Here is a 22,190-nt window from a genome sequence, read left to right on the forward strand (position 1 = left end):
CTAGGAACAACTGCTGCCAGTTAAGTGTCATTAAGAACCCTTCAATGGAAAATTCTTAAATGTAAGCCAAACTCATCTGGTTAATTACAATTAATTCCTTCCTGCGTTTGCCGTGTCTCTGCCATCGGCATCTTTTGCAAGGTTGACCAGATAATGTATGTATATGCTGTTCATACAGGATATAGAATTTTCCGAATCCAGCTCTTCAAAACGAAAGCTCTTTCTTCCTCCCTCTTTCGCCCGGTTCCAGAATACCAGGAAATCCTTGAGGGGAAGGTAATGGTAATAATTTCTTTTGGAATAATAGATTAACAGAAAGGCAATACCCCCCTGATTCTCAAAATCCTTCATGAACTCTACCTGGTGCTCATGGACATTTTGCAGGGAAAAGGTATCGCTGGCACATTCCTTGGCGTCAAAGCACACCGGTATTCCCTGGGCAGTGCCAATATAGTCGACGGTACTCTTTTCCTCAAAATAGGCCAGTGTAATATGGCGGTTTTCCTTATCTATGTTAATTGGTGTAATGGGTGTCGGTATTTTCTGTATGAGAGCCAGGTTTCTTTCCCGGTACTTAGTGTTGGTCAGATTGATCAGTTCTTCCAGGGCGGAACCTCTAAGACCTCTTGAATTCCATGAGGGCATTTACATTACCTCCCTTTTCTTTCTATACATGCCTTTAAGATATCTTCAAAATACCCAGGCGGTTCAGCCGTAAGCTTCATTCCGGACAGATTCGCCAGTTCCCCTTCCAAGCCCTCAGGAAATATCATCTCATAGGAATGGAGCAATTGATGGGAAAGTTTAAACTGCTTTTTGAATTTATCATTGACAGCCCTGTCGCCATACTTGCTGTCTCCAATGATAGGATATCCCATACTGCTTAAGTGGGCCCTTATCTGATGGGTCTTTCCGGTTATCAGTTTAACCCTTAAAAGAGTATAGTCATCATTTCCTTTTAGGGGGATGTATTCTGTTTCAATATAATCGGCATTTTCTTTTTGTTTCGATAATATAGTAACCTGATTTGTTCTTTCATCCTTCAGGAGATATCCGGTTATCTTTTTCTTCTCCTTTACAGCTCCTTTTACAAGGCACAGGTAGTACTTGGAAAGGGTCCTTTCCCGAAAAAGCTCCGACAAAGTCTTAAGCCCTGCCAAAGTCTTTCCTGCCGCTACAAGACCGCTGGTATTCCTGTCAAGACGGTTGCAGATTCCCGGTTTAAAGGTCTCTAGTTCCTTTAAGGTTATGCTGTTTGTATCTAAAAGGTAAGAAATCAGATATTCCACCAGGGAAATGTCCGTCTCCTTTGCCTTTTGCGACAGCAGACCGGCAGGCTTATTTACGACCAGAACATTGCTGTCCTCGTATACCACCTGGATAGCAGCCGGTTTCATATTTTCCTTTTGCTCCGGCCTTTGTCCCACTAATGGACTCACATAGCTTTCCGAGAATTTTTCCACGGTTTCATCGGAAAGAAACAGCTTTATCTCATCCTCTGGCTGTACCATCTCGGAGCCTTCCGCCTTTTTCCCGTTTAAGGTTATGTTCTTTTTGCGCAGCATCTTGTAAACAAAGCTTTTGGGAGCTTTGTTTAACAGCTTAAACAGCAGCTTATCAAGCCTTTGTCCCGCCTCATTTTTCCCTGCAATTATGGTTTTCATTTCTTACCTCTTTCGCAAATATCCTATTTTGTCTGATATTCTTGAACCTGTCTCTTTTTACCGGATAAACCGAATTTAATTTATCCTTTTCCAGGTGTAAAAAAACTGGAATATATATGGCATTTTTATACCTGGAAGTTATGCAACTCACAAGGTTACTCACAAAGCTGCCTGAGTACTAAGTGAAAATTTCTTATTCATCTTCTATTAACTCCAGATAGGTATGGATATAGTAGTCGGAAAGCTCTTTCTTTTTGTCGTCGTCTTCCTCTGAGTTCCTGTCGTAAACGCTGCACACCTTCATTCCTGCATTCTTTCCCGCCTGAATTCCCTGTATGATGTCTTCAAATACCAGACAGTTCGCTGACTTTGCTCCCAAGTCCTCTGCCACCAGAAGGTAAATATCCGGGGAGGGCTTTCCCTTAGCCACTTCACAGGAGGTTCTGATGGAATCAAAGTAATCCCTTACTCCCAATTTAGTTATGACAAGCTCCACCAGCTCCTTGGAATTGCTGGTGGCAATCCCCATTAAGATTCCCTTTTCCTTTAGCTTTTTTAGAAAAGGCAGAACGCCTTCCTTTAAGGGCACCTCATTGGAATACTTATCCCAGGCCATTCTATTCCATTCCGCTTTAATATCCTCTAATGAATGAGGGATTAAAAACCGCTCTTTGAAATACACTGCCGTTTCTGAAAAGCTCATCCCCTGTATCAGATCCTGAAGGTCTCCCGGCAGTTCAATGCCAAACCGTCCCAAATACTCTCTGTCTATATCCTCCCACATCCACATGGAGTCAACTAATGTTCCGTCCAAATCGAACAAAACTGCTTCTATTCCCTGAAATAATTCATCCTTTAATGTCATATTTGTTCATTCCTTTGTTGATTCTGTAAAAGCTCGATTTCTTCCCTGGTAAGCTTTCTGTATTCCCCGGGGCTCAGCCTTTCGTCAAGGGCAAGTTCACCCATCTTAAGCCTTTTTAAGTACAGGACTTCTTTCCCTACTGCCTCAAACATACGCTTTATCTGATGGAACTTCCCCTCACTGATCGTAACAAATACCTCCGACTCCTCTTCTGCTTTTAGAATTTCAAGCTCTGCGGGAAGCGTGGTAAAATCCTCTTCCAGGCTTATTCCTTCCCGGAATTTTTTAACATCGTCCAAGGTTACTCTTCCCTGCACTTTGGCAAAATAAAGCTTCTTCACATGCTTTTTGGGGGAGAGCAGCCTGTGGGCAAGGTCCCCGTCATTTGTAATCAGCAAAAGCCCTTCCGTGTCCTTGTCCAGTCTTCCAACGGGAAATAAGTCCTTTCTCTTCCCTTCTTCGATAAGGTCTACAACAGTAGCTGCAAGCTTATCTCTGGCAGCAGATACTACTCCCGCCGGTTTATTCAGCATAAAATACTCTGTTTCTATATAAGAAATACATCTTTCATCAAAGGAAACCGTGTCCTCAGAGGCAATTTTACACTCCGGCTGCTTCGCTACCTGGCCGTTTACCTTCACTCTGCCTTTTCTGATGTATCCCTTCACCTCACTGCGGGTACCTACTCCCATATCAGCAAGGTATTTATCTAATCGAAGGTATTCTCCCATCTAATAACGGTATCCTTTCCAGTGTTATTTTATTACATCCATCTCCAGCCGGGAAGGTATTTATTTTTAATGGAGGTTCCCGTAAGCTTCCCCCATCCCAAGGAATAGGCATCTGCTGTTATCAGGTGATATCCGTCTCCAAAGGAGCTCTTTCCTTCAACGGTCTCACATTTCAGATATTTTATGGCCTGGGGACTGTCTCCGGGGAAATCGATTGTTTTTTTATAATCTCCCTTGTATAAGGCACATGCCAGCGCCTGGCTTGGCTCGAACCGCCCCTTCTTCATCTCTCCCAGTAAAAGCCCCTGGCGGAGAAGGCGAAGTCCCTTTAGTGACGGAAGTCCCTTGAGGGATGGTAGTCCCTCTGGAAGCAGATACAGCCTGTCCTCTTTTACCATAAGGTTTTCTTCTTTAAAAGGTATGACTAGCTCTGACAGGAACTCTTCCGCTTCCTTGGTCAGCTTTGCTTTGCCCAGATAGCTTTCCGGCTGTCCTGTCTGTCTGGGGGTATCCTCCGAATCTCCTTTTCGTAAAAGAGCAATAAAATGTCCTTCCCCTTTTATCTTATGGGGCCATAACCGGATACAGTTCTTAAGCTCTTCCCTGCCCTTTACCCATTCGGGTCTTCCGTGGGAAAAGCCCTCATAGGATACACTGCTGTCTGCAAGGGGATTTACCACCTGGAATTCCGGAAACTGCTCCAGGAGATATGAGATGGTGCCTTCGTTTTCCTCCGGAGAAAAGGTACAGGTGGAATATAAGAGATATCCGCCGGGTTTTAGCATTTTAGCCGCCTGTACGATAATTTCCTTTTGCAGCTTATTATAATAGTCAACTCCGTACTGTTCCCAATTCTTCATGATGGCAGGACTTTTGCGGAACATTCCTTCACCGGAGCAGGGGGCATCCACCAGGATTTTATCAAAATATCCGGTAAAGTAATCCACCAGCTTGCCGGGTGCTTCACTGACCACTATGGGGTTGCGGATTCCGAATAACTCTATATTCTTTAGAAGAGCCTTTGCCCTGGAATTGGATATATCATTGGATACCAGAACACCCTTACCGCAAAGCCTTGCTCCCAACTCCGTACTCTTTCCTCCCGGTGCAGCACAAAGGTCCAGGACCTTGTCCCCCGGTGTAACAGGCAGCAGGCTTGCCGGAGTCATGGCACTGGGCTCCTGTATATAATAAAGACCTGCAAAGTAATAGGGATGCCTTGCGGGCTGTTCATTCTGCTCATAGTAATAGCCATTCTTGATCCATGGAATCCGGGTTATCCCAAAAGGTGCTATCTTCTCGAATTCTTCCGGAGTTATCTTTAGCGTATTCAGCCTGATGCCGCTGTTATGCTTCTCTTCCAGGCTCTTTTCGTACTCCCCGTATTCCTCCCCCAATAATTCTCTCATTCGTGTTTCAAAGGTCTGTGGTAATTTCATTCTTTCCTCTTTCTATCCTTATAAATTATCGATTTTCTATTCATTCTTACATCCTTGGACTGTATTTTCCTATCCATTGAGCCGCAAATAATCATCCTTCGGCCAAGGTCTGTCAGATGAAGTGCCCTAAGGCTTGTTATATGGGGCTTTTCTGCTATCTGAAGCCTGAGCCGTTATACGAAGGGAACTGCTATCTGAGGCTTTGAGCTGTTATACGAAGCTTGTTAGCCAGCTATCTAAGGCTTTGAGCCCGGTAACCTTCCGATATCTTATCCAGTTCTTTATTAAACCGTTCCAGCTGTTCCAGATCTCCGGTCTCATATATATTAAAGAATTCATCCTGTATTTTTACGACTTCTCTCTTATTTGCCACCTTATAAAGGTTCTGGATATTGGTCAGTATATCTGCTACCATATTGGCCTTTACCTTAAAGGAGTTCTGCGCATCCATGATTTCATCCCTAACAGAAGACATTTCCTGGTCTAAGGATATGATGGCGTCGGCTGCCTTGCTAAGCCTTGCCCGTATCTGCTCCGGCATATTTTCCTTATATTTATATTGAAGAGAATGTTCGATGGTCGCCCAGAAATTCATAGCCAGAGTACGAATCTGTATCTCTGCCTGTACCTGCTTGGTTCCGTTTAAGGTCTCCACCTTGTAATAGATAATCATATGATAGCTCCGGTAGCCGCTTGGCTTCATGTTGGTAATGTAATCCTTCTCACTCTTTACCTCCATGTCCGTACGCATCTTTATGATTTCAACCACTCTCTCTATATCCTCAACAAACTGGCAGATGACACGGATACCGGCAATATCCTCCATCTTTTCTTCAATATCCTGCAATGGAATGCCCTTCTTCTGTGCCTTTTCCAGAATACTTGAAATCGTTTTGACTCTGCCGTTGACCTGCTCTATCGGTGAGTATTCCCCTTTCTTCTTATACTCTTCAATAATATGATTGAATTTAACCACCAGTTCATCTACTGCCAAAGCATAAGGATCCAGAATTTCTCTCCACAACTGTATTTCCATGTAAACCTCTTTCCGAATACGAACAGTACTTTCGCATCCCTTTATATAGCATATTATATTATGAAAGCTTATCTTTTGTAAGTATGAAATATTTCTGCCATTCCCAATATAGCTATAATAATCTCAAGATTATTATAACACAAATTCCCTCCTGTGGAAATAAATTAAAGGTCTTACTCGGGCAGATTCAGTATGGATTCTCTTTTCAATCACTATGCTTCTTTTCCAGATAAAGCAGGCTTCTGTAGGGATTTACACTTAATTCCCCTAAAACGGTATCCGCATAGATGCCAAAGTGCAGATGTACCGGAAATTTCCCCCTGGTTCCTTCCTTTCCGTATCCGCTGTCACCCATATACCCCAAAAGGTCTCCCGCTTTTATAATATCGCCTATTCCCAGGCCTTTTGCATAGGAATCCAGATGGGCATAATAAAAATAGGCTCCGTGGGGAGCTCTTATTCCAACCCTGTAGCCTCCCTTTTCCAACCAGCCAAGCCTTTCTACTACTCCGTCCGTAGCACTGATCACCTTATATTTGCCTCGGGTATTTTCTTTGGGAAAGATATCCGTTCCTTCATGTCTTCTATTACCGCCGTAATTTCTCAATTCGCTCCAGGTATCAACATAGGATACCTTTTCTGCTTCCTCAATCTTTACCGGAAACAGCTTGATGTCCGATAAAATCGATTCATAATAGCCCGTTAGTTCCTGACAGGACTTATTTTCCTGAAGCCGCTCCTTTAAGTAATCAAATTTTCCTGCGGAAACATTGTCTCCCTTTATCAATTTATTCTGCTTGAGCAAGGTGTATATTGCCGCATACTCCGCCTTGCATTCACTTTCTTTTTCCTCACCGCTTTGATAGCAGACATTAATATCCCTGTAAATATCCTCCGGCAGCAGCATTTCCCGGAAATAATCATAATCAATGCCCTCTTTTACGATAATTCGCGAGGTCCTATTAAGATTATAGGCGTCCAGCCAGATTACCATCCGAATTAAAGCAATGACCAGTATGATTAAAAGAGCCCCTATCCAGATTTTATGCCTGCTGCGCAGAATGTGTTTTTCCTTCCAGGCAAAAGGAAGCCTCCGTGGGTATGCGCTTTCTAAAGCCAACGGCCTTATTTTGTTTTCAGCCTTTTTCTTATTTCTACTGCTTATCCTGTAAAGTTGTTTTTTTATTTGATTATTGTTCATAGCACCATTTTATTACCAGATATCCCTAACATTATATGCCTGTCTATGAAAACTATGACACAAGGGACGAAAAAATGCCAAAAGCAAGGCTTTTGACATTTGTCCCAATTATTTCTTCTCTTCCGTTTCATTGATAAAGTTTTGAAGGAGTTCTTTATTTTCTTTCATATCGGGTATTAAGACGGACATTCCTCTGACCGTTCCCACATCGTAGGCATTATCTGCCGGTATTCTTAAGGTCTCCAGGGATTTCCCTTTAATCTCCGATACTTCCTTTAAATATTCCGTAAATTTCTCTTTCGTTAAGTCCGTTGTAATATCCGGCAGGATGTTATTAGCAATCAAAGCCAGCTCAGGCAGGCTTTTCGTCTTATATTTTTCATAAATGGCATTCAGTACAATTCTCTGCCTTGAAGTTCTTCCAAAATCATTGAGCTCATGATCTCCTGTGGCAACATAGCGTACCCTGCAATAGCCCAGAGCCTGATTGCCGTTCAGCTTCTGTGAACCGGCCACAACATGGCGGAATTCTTCTTTTGAAATATAGTTCGTAGTATTTAGATAGTCAGCTTCCTTTTGGGTCAAACTAATTGTTACTCCCCCAAGACTGTCAATAATATCCTCAAAGGCTTCAAATCCTACCAGCATATAGCCATCCAGATGAATTCCAAAATTGGCAGTAAGGGTTTCATATAAAAGCGGCACCCCTCCGTATTCATAAGCCGTATTTAATTTATTATCCCGAAATCCAGGTATCTGTACCAGCATATCTCTCATAAGGGAGGTCAGCTTTATACTGTTGGTCTTTTTATCCAGTGTGGCTATCATCATGATATCTGTCCTGCCCTTGGCGGAGCCTGAATCAATTGCTTCTTCACCCAATAACAGGATATTTACAGTGTCCTTCTCTTCCTGAGCCACAGAATTCACCTCAGGGGTCGGACTCAGGGCCGGCACCGTAGTTACCACAGAAACAGGATTGATATTTCCCTCCTGCAGGGTATTGCTGCTGTCATCATGAACCATCTTTCCATAGGCATAGCCCGATATGGCATTAAACAGAATACCTCTTCCGTAAGGTGTAATCAAAAGAAGTACTATAACAAGAGAAAGAACAGCAAGAGTTCCAAGGAAAACCTTTAATCCCGTCCTCTTCTTTCTTTCCGGCCTCTGTTCTTCTTTTATATCCGGAGCTATCTCAGCAGTCACCTGTTCCTTTAAGCTTTCCGTAATATCAGTTAACAGCTCGTCTTCCTGTCCTCTGATCAAGATTTTCATTCCCAGGGGCTCTTCAGGTGACTCCCCGTATGTTTCTTCCGTAATTGAATCTTCTTGTTTCTCCGTATCTGACTCTGGTATTTGCATAAACAGCTCCTAAATATAGATTACCATATCCTGGCAGAAAGTATTATAACATGGGGACGCCTTGTTGTAAAATCTTTTTACAATTTGTTCACGTTATGTAAAGTTATTGGGTCGCTGAAGCATATCCCGACTCTCCAAAATTTACATCAAAGGAAATGCTTTTCATATAATCATAAAACTCACGAATCTTTTCAGAATCATTTAGAAGCTGCGTCTTCCCATTGTAAGCATATGCCGGAAGCAGTTGTATTTTAGTGTTCAGCTCCTTATCCAAGGTTACCTTTAACACAGCCGTACTCTTTATATTACTGTAAAAAATGTAATTGCCAAGACTATAAATGATAGGTTTGCCTTTATAGTATTCCACTCCCTGTAGGACATGGGGGTGGCTTCCGATTACCAGGTCAGCTCCTGCGTCTATGTACTGCTTTGCCAGGTTTCTTTGATAATCCTTCGGCGTCTGCATCCTCTCTACTCCCCAATGAAGATATACAATTACATAATCACTGTTTTCCTTTGCTGTCTTAATATCCTCAAGCAAAAGCGATGGGTCATAGGTAGTCAGCATTCCTGCCTTTGTTTTCGTGGCATTCCATTCAGGAACCGGAATAACTCTGGAAGCAGCCAGAAAGGCAAGGGTCTTTCCATGTTCCTGCACATAATGGATTGTTCTAGCTTCAGTGAGATTATTACCGGCACCTACATAGGATATTCCGGCAGCTTTCAGGGCATCAAAAGAGTCTTTAAGAGCATCTGTTCCAAAATCCATGGAATGGTTATTGGCAAGGGTTACAACATCAATGCCCATATCCTTAAAAGCCGAAACATAATCCGGATTCACCCGGAAAGTATACTGCTTGTCCTCTGCCGCCTTTCCTCTGGTACTGAAGGTAAATTCCTGGTTCACCATGGCAACATCGGCAGTTTTCATAGCATTTAAAAGACTGTCATCTAAAATTCCTGTAATTCCCTGCTTATTATAGATACCTGCTACCGCGTCAGACAGATAGATATCCCCGCCAAAGAATAAATGAATATCCTTAGCTTCCTCCTCTGCAGGCTTATTGTCATTCCCTGATTTATCCGAATCATCCTTAGAGGTGTCTGAATCTCCGCTTTTCGTACCTTCCGCCGGATTTTGCGCTGCCCTATTCGGCGCAGAAGTTGTTTCCTCCGCCTGCCCGGACACTGATGCCTGGTCTCCCTCTATGGAATTGTTTTTTCCTTCCCCGTCCCATGGATAGCCCTTTATCTCGAAACGGATTACCAATGCCAACAGGCCAAAGGTAAACAGGATAAAGGCCAGGAGACCGTACATCTTGCGTTTACTCATAGATTCTTCATTCCCTCAATTACTTTCTCAAGATATTTATAAACTCTGACAGTAGAGGATATGCTTAGTCTTTCCTTTGGTGTATGGATATCCCACATATCAGGTCCCAGGGATACCATGTCAATACCGGGCACCTTTTCTGCAAAGAAGCTGCACTCAAGCCCTGCATGGATTGCTTCTAATTTTGGTTCTTTTTTATATTCCTCTTCATATACCCTGGAGAGATACTCCCTTAAAAGGGAATCCTTTTTATATTCCCAGGCAGGATATTGGCCTCTTATAAAAAATTCCCCGCCCATGAATTCACAGATATACCGAAGCTGCTTTGCGATAAATTCCTTGTAGCTGTTCACGGAGCTTCGAACCGAAAAACAGATAACTGCTTTTTCCTGTTCCATATGGAAGATTCCAAGATTTAAAGAGCTTTCTACCAGTCCGGGAATATCACTGCTCATATTTTGTACACCGTTTGGTGTATTCAATAAGATAAACAGCAGCTTTTCAAAGGAGGTCGGGTGAAGTACCCTGTATTCATCCTCTTCCCCTTTCATTACTCCAATGGTAAGGTCCGGTTCATTGGTTATATACTCATTCTTATATTTTCTGGACAAGCCGCCAATGATATCGGAAAAGCGCTCATATTCGTCTTCTTCTATCACAATTTCCGCCTTGGAGTCTCTTGGTATGGCATTATCCTTAAGACCGCCGCTGAGCTCTGCCAGATGGAAATCCATGGCTTCCTTCAGTTCAAATAAAAGCCTTGCCATTAATTTGGTAGCATTAACATGGTTCTTATGAATCTCTGCGCCGGAATGACCGCCCTTTAAATCAGATATGGCTATTACGACCTTAAGACCCTGTTCCTTCATTCTCTTTACAGGCAGCTCACAGGTTGCTGTCAGCCCTCCTGCGGAGCTGGTAAGAAGTATTCCTTCCTCCTCCGAGTCAATATTTAAAAGAATTTTTGCCTTCAGGTCTGATACGTCAAGTCCGATAGCTCCGTCCATGCCGGTTTCCTCATCGGTAGTTATAACAGCTTCCAGCCTTGGATGCTGTAAGGTATCATCATCAAAAAGAGCCAGAATATAGGCCAGAGCTATTCCGTCATCCCCTCCCAGGGTGGTGCGGTCTGCATGGATGTTATCCCCGTCCACAAACAGCTCAATGCCTTCCTTTCCAAAATCGTGTGTACAGTCATTGGTCTTTTCACATACCATATCCATATGTCCCTGTAGGATTAAGGCCGGTGCATTCTCATAGCCCGGTGTAGCTTCCTTTATCATTACCACATTCTCATGTTCATCCTGGCGGTGGGACAATCCCTTTTTTTCCGCATATTCTACCAGATAGTTACTGATTGCCGTATTGTGCCCGGAGCCTCTTGGAACTGCTGAAATCTCACTAAAATATTGAAATACCTTTTTATAATCAAGTTCTTGCAATGTCTGATTCATAATACCTTCCTTTCTGCGTTAATCTGCGCTTGCAAACTTTTAATTTTTAAAGCTGTGTATGGGAGCCGGAATTCTTCCTCCCCTGTTAATGAAATCATCACAGGAGAAACGGTTCACCGGCATAACCGGAGCATACCCAAGAAGTCCTCCGAATTCTACCATATCACCGACTTTTTTTCCAATTACTGGTATGAGCCTGACGGCTGTTGTCTTTTGGTTTATCATGCCGATTGCCATTTCATCCGCTATAATTCCTGAAATGGTAGTCGCTTTGGTATCTCCCGGTATCGCTATCATATCAAGTCCTACGGAGCAGACACAGGTCATGGCTTCCAGTTTCTCAAGGGACAAAGCTCCCAATTGAACTGCTTCTATCATGCCTTTGTCTTCACTGACAGGTATAAAAGCACCGCTTAAGCCTCCTACATAAGAGGATGCCATAACTCCGCCCTTTTTCACATTGTCGTTGAGCAATGCCAGTGCTGCCGTAGTTCCCGGTGCTCCCGCCTGTTCAAGCCCCATTTCCTGGAATATTTCCGCAATACTGTCCCCTACTGCCGGAGTCGGAGCCAGGGAAAGGTCAATAATACCAAAGGGGATATTTAATCTTTTGGAAGCTTCTCTTGCAACCAGCTGGCCGACTCTTGTAATCTTAAAGGCTGTTGTCTTTACTGTTTCGCAAAGAGTTTCAAAATCAGCACCCGTTACCCGCTTTAGGGCATTCTTTACAACGCCGGGTCCGCTGACACCTACATTTATTACGGCATCCCCTTCTGTTACACCATGAAAAGCGCCTGCCATAAAAGGATTATCATCGGGTGCATTGCAAAATACCACCAGCTTGGCACAGCCGATTGAATCTCTGTCTTTGGTATATTCCGCTGTTTTTAAAATGATTTCTCCTAAGAGCTTAACAGCATCCATATCAATACCGGTCTTGGTTGAGCCTACATTAACAGAGGAGCATACCCGCTCGGTAACGGAGAGTGCTTCCGGTATGGACTGAATCAGGTGATGGTCACCTGTGGTCATTCCCTTGGATACCAGGGCAGAATAACCGCCTATAAAGTTAACACCGACCTCCTTGGCAGCCTTATCCAGAGTCTTTGCTATGGTAACGTAATCTTCTGGTGACTTGCAGGCACAGCTTCCCACCAATGCAATGGGAGTTACGGAAATCCTCTTATTGACAATCGGTATTCCTAATTCCCTTTCTATGGCTTTTCCTGTTGCTACCAGCTCTTTAGCTACCGTTGTTATTTTATCATAAATCTTTTTATTTAATACTTCCAGATTATTATCAGCACAATCCAGCAAGCTTATTCCAAGGGTTATGGTTCTGACATCCAGGTTTTCCTGCTCTATCATTTTATTGGTTTCAATAACCTCATTTATGTCGATCATATTTACACCCATTGCATATTGCAGAATCTCCTGCAATACTGCCACAAATAAAAATCTGTGAAAGAATCTGTATGTGGCTTCCTTTCGTATCTGAATTTTCTTTCACTCATGTTCCCATTGCATTGAAAGCGCTTTTTCTTTCACATGTTCCCGTTGCATACCGCAGACTTGTCTGCGGTACTGCCATAGATAATAGAGTGTGAAAGCGCTTTTTCTTTCACATGTTCCCATTGCATACACTGTGGTAGTTATATTTTTCACGCATTGCCAGTACATCCTTTTGCAAATAACCGGACTGATTACTAGAGTCTGTGCATCACATTAAAAATATCCTCATGCTGGGCTTTTATAACAACGCCGATTTCCTTACCCAATTCCTCCAACTCTGTTGCGATGACATCAAAGCTCTTCGTCGCTTCATTGGCATCCACAATCATCATCATATTAAAATAGCCCTGAACGATTGTCTGTGAAATATCCATAATATTAATCTTATTCCCGGCAAGATAAGTGCAAACCTTTGCAATAATTCCAACCTGGTCTTTTCCCACAACGGATATGATTGTTTTTTTCATAATTTCCTCTTTCCTGAATATTTTAATATTCTTATTATGTAGTTGAATTGGGCCGGATACTGCTGCCACACTAAACAGTGCAGAGCATTTCCGACGGAACATCTCTTTTGGCAACACTTAACAGGGAATCTGTTTTTAAAGAGTAGGCGTTGTCTGAAATCACTTTATTCAGCTCAAGTCTTACTGTCTCATATGCCAGATCCTCAAAATTGTTCTCCCTGCTTAAATGGGCAAGTGTAATGTGGCAGATCTTATCGTGAAGAATTCTTCCGATGAGCCTTCCCGAATTCTCATTGGACAAATGTCCCCGCTCTCCCAGTATCCTCTGCTTCAGATAATAAGGATAAGCACCTGCCAGGAGCATATTCTCATCATGATTAGCCTCCATCAAAAGAATCTCCGAGCCGGACAGCTTTGATATAATATAGTCATCATAGACACCCAGATCCGTAGCCATGCCGATTTTATGTCCTTCCGAGGTAAAGGTGTAGCAGACCGGATTGACCGCATCGTGAGAGGTACTAAAGGGTTCCACTAATATATCGCTTATATAAAAACCTTCATCCGGTAAAACCGGGCGAAAGAGTTCTGACGGAATATCTCCCATATTTTTCATCCTGCTTATTGCCTGAAGGGTTTCCTTCGTGCCATAAATAGGTGTGTGGTAACGCCTGGCTAAAACTCCAATTCCCTGAATGTGGTCCGAATGCTCATGGGTAATTAAAATTCCTTCCAGGTCAGCCGGTTTGACATCAATACAGCTTAATCCATATTCGATTTTTTTCCCGCTGACTCCTGCATCAACAAGTATATTGGCATGGCTGCTGCCAACAAAAGTGCAATTGCCGCTGCTGCCGCTTGCCAGACTGCATAACTTCATAATTTTCTCCATTCCTGCCAGCTCTTAGCGAATCCAGGGCTCAAGCCGGGTGTTTCCGCATAAAGCTTTCTGCTCTTAAGACAGCTCCTGTCTTTTCTGTCACGTAAGTTCCTTTCTTTCAGGCCCTTTTTATGTCATTATTGTCAACCGTATTATGTAACTCATGAAAAGTATCCCTTATTCTTTCCGGTTTGTCAATAAAATTATTCCTTCCAATAAAGCTCTATTATGTCATTGTCCTTTATGGGAGCCGTAAAATCCGTTTTTTCTCCGTTCAGGGTAACAATCAGTTCAGAGCCTCCTACTTTGGTCAAATCAAAGGGATAGAAATCGAATACATCCACAAAGATATACTGCTTCTTACCAGTTAATCTGATGGGTTCTCTGTTTACGATAATATAGATTTCTGCGGCAGCCGAAGTATTTCCCTGCCCTTGAATTTCCATCCCGGAAGGAAGGGCTTCTCCCTTCTTCCCGTCTTCTCCCGAGGATTGTTCCTGGGATTGTTTTTGGGATTGTTTTTGGGATTGTTCCTGGGATTGTTCCTGGAATTCTTCCCTGGAAGAATTCCTCTCCTCGGAAGCTTCTGTGGTATATTCCTCCTGGTACTCCTCTGCTTCCTCTGTTACGGCTTCAAAGGAGTAATCCTCTTTTAGCCTCTCTGCAGCCCTCATGGCCTCCAGAGAATCGTATATTTCACATTTTACAGTAAAATTTTCGTATATCCTTTCCTCTTCCTCCGCAGGCATATTATTTACATAGATGGTTCCGGTATACTCGATATCCATAAATTTCAATACCTGCTTCAGAGTGTAATAATTCAATATTTCAACGGCATCCCCGTCTTTTATCTCATAAAATTCTGTTACCAGCCCCTTATTTACCTCCGCAAATTTGGGGCAGAGAATTCTGGTCCCATTCAAAACAAAGGTAATGCTGCTCTTGTATTCCGGAAGCTCTCCCACGGTAATCCTGGCATCTGCGCCTACTGTAGATTCCGTGATCTCTATGATATCATTCTGCTCAATACTGTGGCTGATACCAACAATTTCACCATTTAATTTGATCTGAGCCGCTTCCCCCAGTTCTCCTCTTAGCAGGCGCTTCACACCGTTTACCGTGTAATTTAATGGATTTCCCCTTCTGGGAAAGAGGCTTTCGTTGGGGAGTCCTGTCTGGATAGCCGTATCGGCAATTGTAAGCTTGCTGTTATCATATAGCTTTACTCTCTCTCCGTTTACCTGCACCAGAATAAAATTATTCTTCTGGTCATAGAAGTTAAGGCAGATTCCCACTGGTGTTACCAGCAGAGGGTCCTTTTTAATATTTTCCTGCAGGAAGGTAACCTCACCAAGTACCTCTTCTCCCCTCAGGGCAACCCTGTCCTTATTCAGATTCAGGTATTTTGCAAGGTTTTCCGTAAAGCCCGGCACCTTTCCGCCGCCGCCTACTACAAATACGGCACTGACGGACTTTCCGCCATTTAGCTCGATAATCTTATCTGCAACACATTTTGTGATGCTCTCTATGGTGGGCCTCAGCTCTTCTATAACCTCTTCCGTTGTTATCTTCTGGCTCATGCCCATAATATCCTTGTAGGAAACCTTCTTCTTTCTCAGGCAGGCCTGCTTTATGGTTTCCGCTGTCTTAAAGTCTACCAGGTAGCTTTTTGCAGCCGCTTCCGTTATCTCATCACCGGCTCTCGGAATCATTCCATAGGCGGTAATGCTCCCATCCTTTGTAATGGAAATATCGGAGGTACCTGCGCCGACATCTATCATAGCAATATTTAAAAGACGGAATTTCTCCGGAATGGCAACATTGATAGCGGCAATGGGCTCCAGGGTCAGATTGGCAACATAAAGACCGGCCTTTTCCACCGCAGCATAAAGGCTGTCAATAACCTCATCGGGAAGAAAGGTCGCTATGAGATTCGTTCCTATCCGGTTGGCTTTATGCCCCTCCAGCTTACCAATAGAATAGCCGTTCAAGGAATACTGGATAACGGAATAGCCCACGCAGTAAAAGTGGATTTTCTCCTCCTTCATCTCCTGCCGCAGGGTATCATAGGCCTTTTCTACACCAATTAAGTCCAGCGAATGTACATGCTCCTCCGTTACCACGGTTTCCCCTGAAAATTCAAATTCCGCTTCTACCGTCACTGTTTTGAGTACACGTCCCGCAGCGGCAATGCAGACATCCGTAAGCCGTCTGCCTACCTGCTCCTCCAGTTCCTTTTTTACATCCTCTATGGTCTCTGCCACCTTGTAAATATCATGAATCTGACCATCCAGCATGGCACGGGTTTCATGCTCCCTGACGCACTGGGCTACCACGATGAACTGTTTGTCCTCCTTATAGCCCACTGTGCCCACTATGCTCCTGGTTCCAATATCCAGTCCAAAAACCAGATGTTCCGGGTATCTTTTGTTTACCATCTTTTGTGTCCTCCGTAAAGTAGCTGCTTACTTTCGATTCTCACCATTTAATAATTTTTCCACCTGAGCCTTCAGCCCCTCTAAAGTACCGTTGTTGGTAAGAATATGGGTGCTTGCGGCTTCGTATTCCTCTTCCGAGAGCTGGTTTATAAGTACCTGCTCAAATTTCGTCCTGTTAAAATTCCGGGAGTTTTTCAGTCTTTCTTCCCTTACCTGCTTATTTGTGCTGACATACCATATTTCATCACAAAAATCTTTGAGCGCTGCTTCCCTGGGAAGGGCTGTTTCTACACAGATAAATGGATAAGAGTTCTTCTCTTTTACCTCTTTAATCCTGTTTCTCACGTAATCCAGCACATAGGGATGGGTAAAGGAATTGAGTATTTTTAACTTTTCTGCGTTCTGATAGACTTCCTTTCCAAGCTTTCCTCTGTCGATATTTTTATCATCATTCAGGATATCTCTTCCGAAATACTCCACAATCAGCCTGTAGGATACGCCGCCTTCCGTCATAAGTTCATGGGCAATGCGGTCCATGTTCAATAACAGTGCTCCGTAGGTCCCTGCCAGTATTTCTGCTGCTTCGGATTTGCCGCTTCCGATACCGCCGGTAAGGCCGATTACTTTTATCCCATTATTTTGCTTCATACCAGTTAGGTCCTTCATTGACATCTACCTCTAAGGCTACAAGCAAGTCCGCCGCATGCTGCATTTCTTCCTGCAACAGCTTTCTTACCTCTTCTATTTCATCCTTGCTGGCTTCAATTAAGAGTTCATCATGAATCTGCAGTAACAGTCTTGAGCGGAGCTTTAATGCTTTTAACTTCTCATTTACACGTATCATGGCAATCTTTATAATATCTGCCGCCGTTCCCTGAATCGGTGAATTCATTGCCACCCTTTCACCAAAGGAGCGGGTCATAAAATTGGAGGAGGCAAGCTCCGGTATGGGTCTTCTTCTGCCATACAGAGTAGTTACATAGCCTTCCTTTTTCCCTTCACTTACCAGGTCGTCCAGAAAGGCCTTTACCCCCGGATAGGTGTCAAAATATCTGTTGATATAGTCTTCCGCTTCTTTTTTGGAAATATTTAACCCCTGTCCAAGGCCGAAGGAGCTGATTCCGTAAACAATACCAAAATTAACTGCCTTGGCACTGCGCCTTTGTTCCGAGGTGACCTCCTCAAAAGGAGTATGGAACACCAGTGATGCCGTAATCCGGTGAATATCCTCATTCTGCTTATAGGCTTCAATCAGCCTCTCATCCCCTGACATATGGGCCAGTACTCTCAGTTCAATCTGTGAATAATCCGCATCCAGGAAAACATACCCCTCTTCCGGTATAAATACCTTCCGGATTTCTCTTCCCAATTCCATACGGATGGGAATATTCTGGAGGTTCGGCTCCGTACTGCTGATACGTCCGGTTGCAGCAATTGTCTGATGGAATTTTCCGTGTATTCTGCCATCTGTGCCTATATAAACAGCCAGTCCGTCCGCATAAGTGGACTTTAGCTTGGTCAGCTGCCGGTACTCCAGTATCTTTCCAACAATGGGGTACTCTGCCTGAAGCTTTTCCAAGACATCTGCCGAGGTAGAATAGCCTGTCTTGGTTTTCTTGCCGTTAGGAAGCTGCAGCTTTTCAAACAGGATGACCCCTAACTGCTTCGGGGAATTGATATTGAATTCCTCTCCGGATAATTCATATATCTCCTTTTCCAGCCGGTCTATACCAACTGTCAGCTTATCTCCGTATTCCTTTAATTCTTCCCTGTTGACCTTTATACCTCTTTGCTCCATGTCATATAAGGTATATACCAAGGGCATTTCAATGGTCTTATAAAGGGAATCCATCCCTTTCAGCTTTAATTCCTCCAGAATGAAAGGCATTGCCTTTAGTGCCGTGTAGGCATGGTTACAGAAGAAAGCCGTACTTTCTTCTTTTTTAAGCTTTAAAAATTCCTTATAGGAGCCCTTCCCAAGAATCTCACTTTGTGAGGGCAGTGTAAGCTTTAAATAATCTCTCGCAATATCATCACATTCATAAGAAGACTGCAGCGGATTTAACAGATAGGAGCCTATGGCCATATCAGATATCTTTTCTTCAGTTCCCTCAGGAAGATAGGGGAGCTGTTCCTTTAAATGAATGGTTGCAAAGGAGCTTCCTGCCCCAAAGAGCCTGCCAAGACCGGCTGCTATATCCTGTGCAGCTAAGTCTTCTGATTCTTCTCCGCAGAGGAAAAGACAGGTGTTCTCTCCGTAAGAAAGGGCCAGTCCCAGTACATCCCCCTCCGTTACCAGATAAAAGCCAACAGCAGCCTTCAAGGATGTCCTGACCGCCTCATCAAAGGTCTCCTGTGCTTTCTTTTTCTCTGTTATGACCTCAAATTTCGTTTCATTCTTTTCCGAACTCTTTGTATTGGACAGGCTCATGCCGTCAAAGCGTTTTAACAGGCTTTTTAATTCCAGCCTTTTAAAATAATTATAAGCCTCTTCATTGTAAATGTCCTGATAGTCTGCTTCTTCCACCCGGTAATCAAGCTCACAGTCCGTCTTTATCGTAGCAAGGACCTTGCTAAGGTAAGCCTGCTCCCTGTTATTTATCATAGATTCCCTGGCCTTGTTGGGCATTACCTCTTCAATATGCTCATAGGCATTTTCTATGGAGCCAAAGGTGGATATAATCTTAGATGCTGTTTTCTCTCCGATACCCGGTACTCCCGGTATGTTATCGGAAGTATCTCCCATAAGAGCTTTCATATCAATAAATTCTATCGGTGTTACACCGTAGGTCTCCACCACATCATTGGTATTGTAATTTTCAATCTCCGTGCCGCCCTTTTTGGTCTTCGGAATACGTATCCGGATAGCCTCCGTCGCTAATTGGAGCAAATCCCTGTCCCCTGATACCAGGGACACCTGATAGCCTTCCTTTTCCGCTTTCACTGCCAGAGTTCCAAGGATATCGTCCGCTTCATAGCCTCCCTTTTCCAGAATGGAAATCTTCATTGCCTGTAAAACTTCCTTTAATAAGGGAACCTGTTCTCTCAGCTCTTCCGGCATCCCTTTTCTGGTGCCTTTATATTCTGCATACATCTCATGGCGGAAGGTCGGCTGATGCACATCAAAGGCAATGGTCAGGTAATCCGGCTTTTCTTCATCCAGAATCTTAAAAAGGATATTTAAAAAGCCCAGCACTCCGTTTGTATACAGCCCTTCGGAATTTGTCAGTACGGGAAGAGCATAGAACGCTCTGTTTAATATGCTGTGTCCGTCAATCAATACAATCTTTTTACTCATGGGAACCTCATTTCCTTGCTTTTCTTTTTACTTTCTCTCTGTGTATCCCTTTTGTATATCTGATGCCCTTAAATCATCCGTACTGTCTTACGGCAGCACTAGTATTTTCTGCGATAAGGGCTGTTCTTATCAAAATGCTCCGGGAATTTTTCCTGTAAAAGCTTTGCCTCCTCTTCATCCTTTTCATAAAGATAGGTGTATATGTTATCCAATTGATACAAAATCCTGGCAGAGTACAACCCTCCCGGCACATTGGACAACTCCTCTTCCCGGTAACCGGAAAAATCCACAAAAAACAAATCCTGCGTAAGAAAGCTGCTGCTCTTTGGCTCGTCCTTTAAAACATCCTGTACTACATATTCACCAATGTGAAAACTGGAGGCGATTGCCGCAATGGATATTACCAGTATCAATATGATCCGCTTTCTTATATGGGAGAACTTATAATGGATGATCTTATCCTCATTCTCGTTCAGCAGCTCAATAAAATCCTCATGAAAGTTATCTGCTATTTCTTTATCCGCATCCAAACGTCTCATACCGGTCAACAGAATGTAATGGACCTCCAGTTCTTCCATGCAGTCGGGGCAGGATTTGATATGCTCCATAAATTCTTCCAATTGCTCTATGCTTAGTTTGTTATCAATAAAAGGCATCATAAGCCTTTGAACTTCCATGCAGTTCATATTCTTTCAACCCTTTCAGGTGCTGTATGCTTTCTCTTTTCCTTCTTTGGAGGGGTTCTGATGCATACAGTGTATATCATAGGAATTAATTTATATGTTTAATTATTTATTTTACCCTTTTTTTAATAATGTTTCAACTAAACTTTCAATTTATGCTTAAGATTAATTTATGTAAATTTTTCTTGCTTTCTGTTTAAGTTTATGTTAAAATGGATTTCGCTGGTTCAAGACACTGTTAAATCAGTAATAATATCATAATCAGCCGGTGTGTTGGAATTGGCAGACGAGACGGACTCAAAATCCGTTGCCTGCAAGGGCGTGTGGGTTCGAGTCCCACCACCGGCATTAAAGTATCTTGTAAAAAGAAGTCGATTAATAGCAATCGACTTCTTTTATTTTTTATTGTAAACTAGAAATCAGATTATTGGAATTTCCAGGATACCGATGTTTTTCTTTAAGTTCTACCCTGGTAGAATAAGCCAAAGGAGCTGAAAGCGTTTTGAAAAATATTTCTACTATAGAATTTCATACGGGAAGCAAAGAAGAATTATTACCGAATTTTGCTTCCGATTTTCCATACATTGCTTCACGTGTTGAATTCGATAAATACATGGGAAGCTTCGTACCCTGGCACTGGCATAAAGCAGTGGAATTATTTTATATGCAAAGCGGTGTTTTAGAGTATTACACGCCAAAAGGAAAACAGGTATTTCCGGCAGGTTCCGGCGGAATGGTCAATTCTAATGTACTGCACATGACAAGACCCCTGGCAGAATCAGGGAAAAGCATTCAGCTCCTGCATATTTTTGATACCTCTTTCATAGCCGGGCAGCAGGGAAACCTGATTGAACAAAGCTATATTACTCCGATTATTGCCGTCCCCCAGCTGGAAATCATCCCACTGTACCCTGATCATCCGGAGCAGTCCCAGTTATTAAATACAATTCGTGAATCTTTTCAGCTTTCCGAAGATGATTTTGGATATGAAATAAAACTGCGGGGAGTATTATCCGACATATGGCTTCAGCTTCTTTCCATGTCCCGCCCTATGCTGGATGAAAAGGGCGCTTATGACAAAATAAACGATAAGGTCAAATTGATGATGATATATATCCATGAGCATTATTCAGAAAAAATTTCAATCTCAGAGATTGCCTCTGCTGCTTTTTCCAGTGAACGTGAATGCTTCCGGGCTTTCCATGATTGCCTGCATACAACGCCTGTGGATTATATCAAAAGATACCGGCTGCAAATAGCCTGCCATATGCTGGCCAAGAGCCGGGAAACAATTACCTTTATCAGCCATGCCTGCGGATTGGGAAGCAACAGCTATTTCGGGAAGGTGTTCCGGGAATATATCGGCTGCACTCCCATAGAATATCGCCATAAATGGCAGGATAGTGATATATAAAGGCGGAAATAAGATATTTATTCAGAAAAGATTGCACTATAATGATATCCGTAAAGGTGGCAGGGCAATCTGAAAAATTCATTGCAGTCACCGCACGACCACTGTTTTTCCTGAATGGAGGGTATGCAATGATAAGACTAAATATCTTGAATATGGAAGGCTTTTTTAGAGTAGTAAATGAATGTGCCGGAGCAGTTAATCTGCTGCAGCCGGACGGCAGGAAAGAAAACATCAACAAACAATTCGGTATTCAGAATGAGCTGCTGCAAAGGTACCGGGAGAATAAAAATTTCCTGGGGCTCGCCCTGGATATTCCATTCCCAAAAGATTACATGAACATTGTCTTTTACTCCATTGGGGACTGCTGACAATTTGCTTGTAAGAACTTTATCATAAGGAGCCTGACCGCT

The 22,190-nt window shown here is 43.1% G+C and carries 19 protein-coding genes and 1 tRNA gene; 3 read left to right on the forward strand and 17 right to left on the reverse strand.

Annotated elements, in window-relative coordinates; translation table 11 throughout:
- Nucleotides 1-90 precede the first annotated feature (90 nt).
- From BUB77_RS06155 to BUB77_RS06240, 17 genes are all read right to left on the reverse strand, one after another.
- Nucleotides 91-645, reverse strand: a complete 555-nt coding sequence (locus BUB77_RS06155) for a Holliday junction resolvase RecU (RefSeq protein WP_073273984.1) — start codon at nt 643-645, stop codon at nt 91-93.
- Nucleotides 646-650: 5 nt separating this feature from the next.
- Entirely contained in the window at nt 651-1,664 is a 1,014-nt protein-coding gene (locus BUB77_RS06160; protein ID WP_073273985.1) for an RluA family pseudouridine synthase, read from the reverse strand.
- A 193-nt stretch (nt 1,665-1,857) separates the two neighbouring features.
- Complete coding sequence (locus BUB77_RS06170) at nt 1,858-2,529, reverse strand: HAD family hydrolase (RefSeq protein ID WP_073273988.1); 672 nt, start codon at nt 2,527-2,529, stop codon at nt 1,858-1,860.
- Nucleotides 2,526-3,260 carry a pseudouridine synthase gene (locus BUB77_RS06175; protein ID WP_073273990.1) on the reverse strand — a complete coding sequence of 245 codons (735 nt, stop codon included), beginning with the start codon at nt 3,258-3,260 and terminating at the stop codon, nt 2,526-2,528. Before BUB77_RS06175 ends, BUB77_RS06170 begins: the two co-directional genes overlap by 4 nt.
- A 32-nt stretch (nt 3,261-3,292) precedes the next feature.
- Nucleotides 3,293-4,699, reverse strand: a complete 1,407-nt coding sequence (locus BUB77_RS06180) for an RsmB/NOP family class I SAM-dependent RNA methyltransferase (RefSeq protein ID WP_073273992.1) — start codon at nt 4,697-4,699, stop codon at nt 3,293-3,295.
- Between the two features lie 232 nt (nt 4,700-4,931).
- Nucleotides 4,932-5,735 (reverse strand): GTP pyrophosphokinase, encoded by an 804-nt coding sequence (locus BUB77_RS06185; RefSeq protein ID WP_073273994.1) that lies wholly within the window; start codon nt 5,733-5,735, stop codon nt 4,932-4,934.
- A 205-nt stretch (nt 5,736-5,940) separates the two neighbouring features.
- Nucleotides 5,941-6,936 (reverse strand): M23 family metallopeptidase, encoded by a 996-nt coding sequence (locus BUB77_RS06190; protein ID WP_242962400.1) that lies wholly within the window; start codon nt 6,934-6,936, stop codon nt 5,941-5,943.
- Between the two features lie 108 nt (nt 6,937-7,044).
- Nucleotides 7,045-8,301 carry an LCP family protein gene (locus BUB77_RS06195; protein ID WP_073273996.1) on the reverse strand — a complete coding sequence of 419 codons (1,257 nt, stop codon included), beginning with the start codon at nt 8,299-8,301 and terminating at the stop codon, nt 7,045-7,047.
- A 103-nt stretch (nt 8,302-8,404) separates the two neighbouring features.
- Nucleotides 8,405-9,634, reverse strand: a complete 1,230-nt coding sequence (locus BUB77_RS06200) for a CapA family protein (protein ID WP_139241124.1) — start codon at nt 9,632-9,634, stop codon at nt 8,405-8,407.
- Nucleotides 9,631-11,088 (reverse strand): aminoacyl-histidine dipeptidase, encoded by a 1,458-nt coding sequence (locus BUB77_RS06205; RefSeq protein ID WP_170866597.1) that lies wholly within the window; start codon nt 11,086-11,088, stop codon nt 9,631-9,633. The genes BUB77_RS06200 and BUB77_RS06205 overlap by 4 nt, the downstream gene beginning before the upstream one ends.
- Nucleotides 11,089-11,127: 39 nt before the next feature.
- Nucleotides 11,128-12,492 (reverse strand): PFL family protein, encoded by a 1,365-nt coding sequence (locus BUB77_RS06210; protein ID WP_073274543.1) that lies wholly within the window; start codon nt 12,490-12,492, stop codon nt 11,128-11,130.
- Nucleotides 12,493-12,794: 302 nt separating this feature from the next.
- Nucleotides 12,795-13,067 (reverse strand): ACT domain-containing protein, encoded by a 273-nt coding sequence (locus BUB77_RS06215; RefSeq protein WP_073274545.1) that lies wholly within the window; start codon nt 13,065-13,067, stop codon nt 12,795-12,797.
- Nucleotides 13,068-13,137: 70 nt separating this feature from the next.
- On the reverse strand, nt 13,138-13,947 hold the full coding sequence (locus BUB77_RS06220) for an MBL fold metallo-hydrolase (protein ID WP_073274547.1): 810 nt from the start codon (nt 13,945-13,947) through the stop codon (nt 13,138-13,140).
- A gap of 203 nt (nt 13,948-14,150) precedes the next feature.
- Nucleotides 14,151-16,385, reverse strand: a complete 2,235-nt coding sequence (locus BUB77_RS06225) for a cell division FtsA domain-containing protein (RefSeq protein WP_073273999.1) — start codon at nt 16,383-16,385, stop codon at nt 14,151-14,153.
- Between the two features lie 27 nt (nt 16,386-16,412).
- On the reverse strand, nt 16,413-17,051 hold the full coding sequence (gene coaE / locus BUB77_RS06230; RefSeq protein WP_170866598.1) for a dephospho-CoA kinase: 639 nt from the start codon (nt 17,049-17,051) through the stop codon (nt 16,413-16,415).
- Nucleotides 17,020-19,683, reverse strand: a complete 2,664-nt coding sequence (polA, locus tag BUB77_RS06235; protein WP_073274001.1) for a DNA polymerase I — start codon at nt 19,681-19,683, stop codon at nt 17,020-17,022. The genes coaE and polA overlap by 32 nt, the downstream gene beginning before the upstream one ends.
- A gap of 98 nt (nt 19,684-19,781) precedes the next feature.
- On the reverse strand, nt 19,782-20,369 hold the full coding sequence (locus BUB77_RS06240) for an anti-sigma factor family protein (RefSeq protein ID WP_073274002.1): 588 nt from the start codon (nt 20,367-20,369) through the stop codon (nt 19,782-19,784).
- A 261-nt stretch (nt 20,370-20,630) separates the two neighbouring features.
- Here BUB77_RS06240 and BUB77_RS06245 point away from each other — a divergent pair.
- The 3 genes from BUB77_RS06245 (at nt 20,631) to BUB77_RS06255 (ending at nt 22,148) form a co-directional block, all read left to right on the forward strand.
- Nucleotides 20,631-20,714, forward strand: a tRNA-Leu gene (locus BUB77_RS06245).
- Between the two features lie 154 nt (nt 20,715-20,868).
- Nucleotides 20,869-21,780 carry an AraC family transcriptional regulator gene (locus BUB77_RS06250; RefSeq protein WP_073274004.1) on the forward strand — a complete coding sequence of 304 codons (912 nt, stop codon included), beginning with the start codon at nt 20,869-20,871 and terminating at the stop codon, nt 21,778-21,780.
- A gap of 128 nt (nt 21,781-21,908) precedes the next feature.
- Nucleotides 21,909-22,148, forward strand: a complete 240-nt coding sequence (locus BUB77_RS06255; RefSeq protein ID WP_073274006.1) for a ribonuclease HII — start codon at nt 21,909-21,911, stop codon at nt 22,146-22,148.
- The last annotated feature ends 42 nt before the right edge of the window (nt 22,149-22,190 follow it).

The sequence above is a fragment of the Anaerocolumna jejuensis DSM 15929 genome, assembly GCF_900142215.1.
GTDB lineage: Bacteria > Bacillota > Clostridia > Lachnospirales > Lachnospiraceae > Anaerocolumna > Anaerocolumna jejuensis.